At 54.9% G+C, this 4561-nt stretch carries 5 protein-coding genes; 2 read left to right on the top strand and 3 right to left on the bottom strand.

Translation table 11 applies throughout. From position 1 onward, the window contains the following. The 3 genes from V7665_RS07235 to groES all read right to left on the bottom strand — a co-directional run. The coding region (locus V7665_RS07235) for a serine hydrolase domain-containing protein (protein WP_335663865.1) at positions 1 to 985 on the bottom strand (985 nt) is incomplete at its 3' end. Between the two features lie 140 nt (positions 986 to 1125). After that, complete coding sequence (gene groL, locus V7665_RS07230) at positions 1126 to 2778, bottom strand: chaperonin GroEL (protein WP_335663864.1); 1653 nt, start codon at positions 2776 to 2778, stop codon at positions 1126 to 1128. A gap of 49 nt (positions 2779 to 2827) precedes the next feature. Beyond that, positions 2828 to 3118: a co-chaperone GroES gene (gene groES, locus V7665_RS07225; protein ID WP_067197304.1), complete on the bottom strand. Its 291-nt coding sequence runs from the start codon at positions 3116 to 3118 to the stop codon at positions 2828 to 2830. A 326-nt stretch (positions 3119 to 3444) separates the two neighbouring features. Here groES and V7665_RS07220 point away from each other — a divergent pair, with 326 nt between their 5' ends. Further along, on the top strand, positions 3445 to 3738 hold the full coding sequence (locus tag V7665_RS07220) for a BufA1 family periplasmic bufferin-type metallophore (protein ID WP_335663863.1): 294 nt from the start codon (positions 3445 to 3447) through the stop codon (positions 3736 to 3738). 60 nt (positions 3739 to 3798) lie between these two features. After that, a partial coding sequence (gene bufB, locus V7665_RS07215) for an MNIO family bufferin maturase (RefSeq protein ID WP_335663862.1) occupies positions 3799 to 4561 on the top strand: 763 nt, incomplete at its 3' end.

The following is a 4561-nucleotide window of genomic DNA, read 5'->3' as shown; positions in this document are numbered from 1 at the left end:
ACAGGCCATGATCGAGGTAATGATTCATGATGGCATTGTCGCCCCAATCCTCATTGCCTCGTACATTAAAAACTGGACCCATTTTTTCAGATTCGCGCAGAAACCCTCCAAATGTCGTTTGACCGATCGAAATCCTGTCTCTTGGTTGCCATAATTCGCTCAGAGAATCCGAATTGACTATTTGTTCCCGCACGAGCGCTCTTTGCAGCTCAACCAGATCGATTGCGGTCGTCAACAGGCCTGCCGATCCAAGCATGCCATAGTTGCGCCGATAAAGTTTTTCGTTAATTTCGGATAGTGGTTGGCTGACGACCTTCGGATCGGTCTTGTCCGCTTCGCTCCAGGCAAATGTTTGTGACAATCCCGCCGGTCCAGCGATTTTCTCCCGCAAAATATCTTCATAAGACTGCCCATAGGCCTGCTCTAATATGATCCCCAATAGATCATAGCCATCATTGGAATAGCGGAATTTCCCGACTTTTTCTGGATCAATCGGTTGCTTTTCAATGGCTGCGATCGCGGCCTCGGCGGTCTGTTCATTTTCGGCGGCATAGCTTGAACCCATTCCCGAATGATGGCTAAGCAACTGCCTGACCGACACGTCGCGCTCCGCCAAACCCGTATCAGCCAGAAAAAGACCAATATTCTGGTCGAGATCCAACCGCCCTTCTTCCGCTGCCTTGAGGATCAGGATTGCGGTCAGATATTTTGTGATGGATGCAACGTGAAATAATGTATCTGCACGAACCGGCACTTTGCCGGCCACATCGGAATAGCCTGCGAGCCTGTCGTAAATTACGGAAGACCGATCCGCGACCACCACTCGACCGGCGAAACCATCTGCCACCGCAAAATTGACAATTTGGTCAAACTGGGCGGCGAGGTCAGCTGATTCGATGACTGGAGCAGGGGGAGACGGAGCAGCCAAGGCGGGAACCGCTGCAAGCAAGGCTGCTGTTAATGGGAGATGGCATAATCGTCTCATTGCTTGCCCAGTTATTACATCTACATCTGTAGTCGTATATCACGTGCGCCGAGGCAGACCAACAAAAAAGGGCCGGAAGTTTCCTTCCAGCCCCTCTTGTTGGTTTCAGCGTAAGCCGAACGCCTGAGTGGTTTGGGTGTTTAGAAGCCCATTCCGCCCATGCCGCCGCCCATGCCGCCCATGTCGGGCATGCCGCCGCCGCCCTTGTCGTCTGATGGCGATTCCGCCACAGCCGCTTCGGTGGTGATCAGCAGGCCAGCAACCGAGGAAGCATCCTGCAGTGCCGCACGAACAACCTTGGTTGGATCGATCACGCCAGCTTTGACAAGGTCTTCATAAACATCGGTCGATGCGTTGAAGCCGAATTCCTTGCTCTTCTGGTCAAGCATCTTGCCAGCAACAACCGCGCCGTCAAAGCCCGCATTTTCAGCGATCTGACGAACCGGAGCCTGCAGCGCTTTACGAACAATGTCGATGCCGCGGGTCTGGTCGTCGTTGATGCCTTCAAGGCCTTTGAGAGCCGATGTGGCATAAAGAAGCGCAGCACCGCCGCCTGGGACAATGCCTTCTTCGACAGCAGCACGGGTTGCGTGCAGCGCGTCGTCGACACGGTCTTTCTTCTCTTTCACTTCAACTTCGGATGCGCCGCCGACCTTGATCACGGCAACACCGCCAGCGAGTTTCGCCAGACGTTCCTGCAGCTTTTCTTTGTCATAGTCGGAAGTGGTGTTTTCGATCTGGTTACGGATCGCTTCCACGCGCGCCTTGATATCGCTCTTCTTGCCAGCGCCGTCGACGATCGTGGTGTTATCCTTGTCGATCGTGACATTCTTGGCTTCACCGAGCATGTTGAGCGTAACGCTTTCCAGCTTGATGCCGAGATCTTCGGAGATCATTTCGCCCTTGGTCAGGATCGCGATATCTTCGAGCATCGCTTTGCGACGATCGCCGAAACCAGGAGCCTTGACCGCTGCGATCTTGAGTCCGCCGCGCAGTTTGTTGACTACCAGAGTAGCCAGCGCTTCGCCTTCAATATCTTCAGCAATGATCAGAAGCGGACGGCCGGCCTGAACAACAGCTTCCAGAATCGGGAGCAGTGGCTGCAGGTTGGTCAGCTTCTTTTCGTGGATCAGGATGTAAGGATTTTCGAGGTCCGCAATCATCTTGTCCGGGTTGGTGATGAAGTAAGGCGACAGGTAACCGCGGTCAAACTGCATGCCTTCGACAACTTCGAGTTCAAAGTCGAGACCCTTGGCTTCTTCAACCGTGATCACGCCTTCTTTGCCGACTTTTTCCATCGCTTCAGCGATTTTCTCGCCAACTTCGCGATCGCCATTGGCGGAGATAATGCCAACCTGAGCGATTTCTTCGGTGCCCTTGACGTCTTTCGAACGCTTCTTGAGATCCGCAACCACGGCCAGAACCGCCTGATCGATACCGCGCTTCAGGTCCATCGGGTTCATGCCGGCAGAAACGGATTTCATGCCTTCCTTGACGATAGCCTGAGCCAATACGGTTGCAGTGGTGGTGCCGTCGCCAGCAACATCATTGGTTTTCGATGCGACTTCACGAAGCATCTGTGCGCCCATATTTTCGAACTTGTCTTTCAGTTCGATTTCCTTGGCAACCGAAACACCGTCCTTGGTGATGCGCGGTGCGCCAAAGCTCTTGTCGAGCACAACATTACGGCCTTTGGGGCCGAGGGTTACCTTAACGGCGTCAGCCAGCGTGTTCACACCCTTGAGGATGCGTTCGCGAGCGTCGCGACCAAATTTTACGTCTTTAGCAGCCATGATATTTTCCTCTGCTTAAATGATTGAAATTACGAAGGGGGGTAAGCGCCTATTTCTCGAGAATGCCGAGAATATCGCTTTCCTTCATGATGATCAGCTCTTCGCCGTCAACGGTGACTTCCGTGCCGGACCATTTGCCGAACAGAATCTTGTCGCCTTTTTTGACGTCAAGCGGGGTTGCCTTGCCATTGTCGTCTTTCAGGCCGTTGCCGACTGCGACAACTTTACCTTCGGATGGCTTTTCCTGTGCACTATCAGGAATGATGATGCCGCCTGCGGTCTTTGCGTCCGCTTCAACGCGGCGCACCAGTACACGGTCATGTAATGGACGAAATTTCATAGATTTCCCTTTCTTGTCCAATCCAAAACTCTTCAGGTCAGCGTTTTGTCGCCGGCCGGGAGAGCAGAATCTGTGTGAATTAGCACTCTCTCCTTTCGAGTGCTAACGGAGACCATGTAATGGCTATTCATCTAGCGTCAAGGGAAAGGGCAGAAAATATTTCTCTCCATTTTTGCCGGATTTCCAACACATTGCGATTCGTTTCGCGGTCAATCTCCATTGCTACTGAGGCGCTGTGTAACCGGATCGCCGGCGGCGGCGAATGTCATCATGAGCCCGCTTTGGTGGGTTCAGACTTGTTCCCCCAATTTCGAGAGAGAAAATCTATGTCTGTTCTGATCAAAACAACCGCTGCTGCTGCCGTCCTGGCGGCGGCGGCAACCCTGTCCCTGTCTGCCACCGCTGCCCAGGCCGCCGGTGCCAAGGAAAAATGCTATGGCATCGCGCTGGCCGGCAAGAATGGCTGTGCGGCCGGACCGGGCACCAGCTGTGCCGGTACATCGACCGCCGATTATCAGGGCAATGCCTGGAAATATGTCGCCAAGGGCGAATGCGCCAAGCTGGGCGGCACGCTGACCGCGCATGAGGGCAATGCGAAACCGGTTCCCAAAAAGAGCTGAACGCGCTAATTTCCGTGGATGGCCGCAATTTCTGATCCTCACGTTTCGTCGGTGGCTAATATGCCGCGCTCCCTCCCCCCATCGGGTGGCATAGGTCTCAAGTCGGTGCATTATGGCAATGTGCTGGACAATGCCGCAGAGGCGAAACGCCCTTCCTGGGTTGAGGTTCATCCACAGAATTACTTCGGCGATGGCGGCCCGGCACACCGCTGGCTCACCGCTGTCGCCGAGGCCTATCCGTTGAGCTTTCACAGCGTCGGCCTGTCTTTGGGCAGCGCCGACGGGCTCAACGCCGGTGATCTGGACAAGCTCGCCGCGCTTTGCGATCGCTACCAGCCGGCGATGGTGTCCGACCATCTGAGCTGGAGCGGCAATGCCCATGACCGCTATCCCGATCTGCTGCCCATTCCCTACACAGGCGAAGCGCTCGACCATGTCGCCGGGGAAATCGGCAAGGTCCAGGACCGGCTGCAACGGTCTATCCTGATCGAGAACCCCTCCCGCTATCTCAGCTATCGCGACGATGAGATGAGCGAGACCGATTTCATCCACGCCTTGTGCAGGCAGGCCGGTTGCGGTCTGTTGTTTGATATCAACAATGTCGAGGTCACCGGGACCAATGTCGGTCTCGACTTGAACGCTTATATCGATGCCATCGATCCGACGATTGTCGGCGAAATCCATCTGGCTGGTCACGCCCGCGAACATCACGACAGCGGCCCGCTGCTGATCGACGATCATGGCTCGATCGTCAGCGATATCACCTGGAACCTGTATCGCCGCTTCATCACCCGCGCTGGCCCCAAACCGACCCTGATCGAAT

Source organism: Parasphingorhabdus sp. (genome assembly GCF_036964675.1).
Taxonomy (GTDB): Bacteria; Pseudomonadota; Alphaproteobacteria; order Sphingomonadales; family Sphingomonadaceae; genus Parasphingorhabdus.
This window is presented reverse-complemented; position numbering and strand designations above follow the sequence as displayed.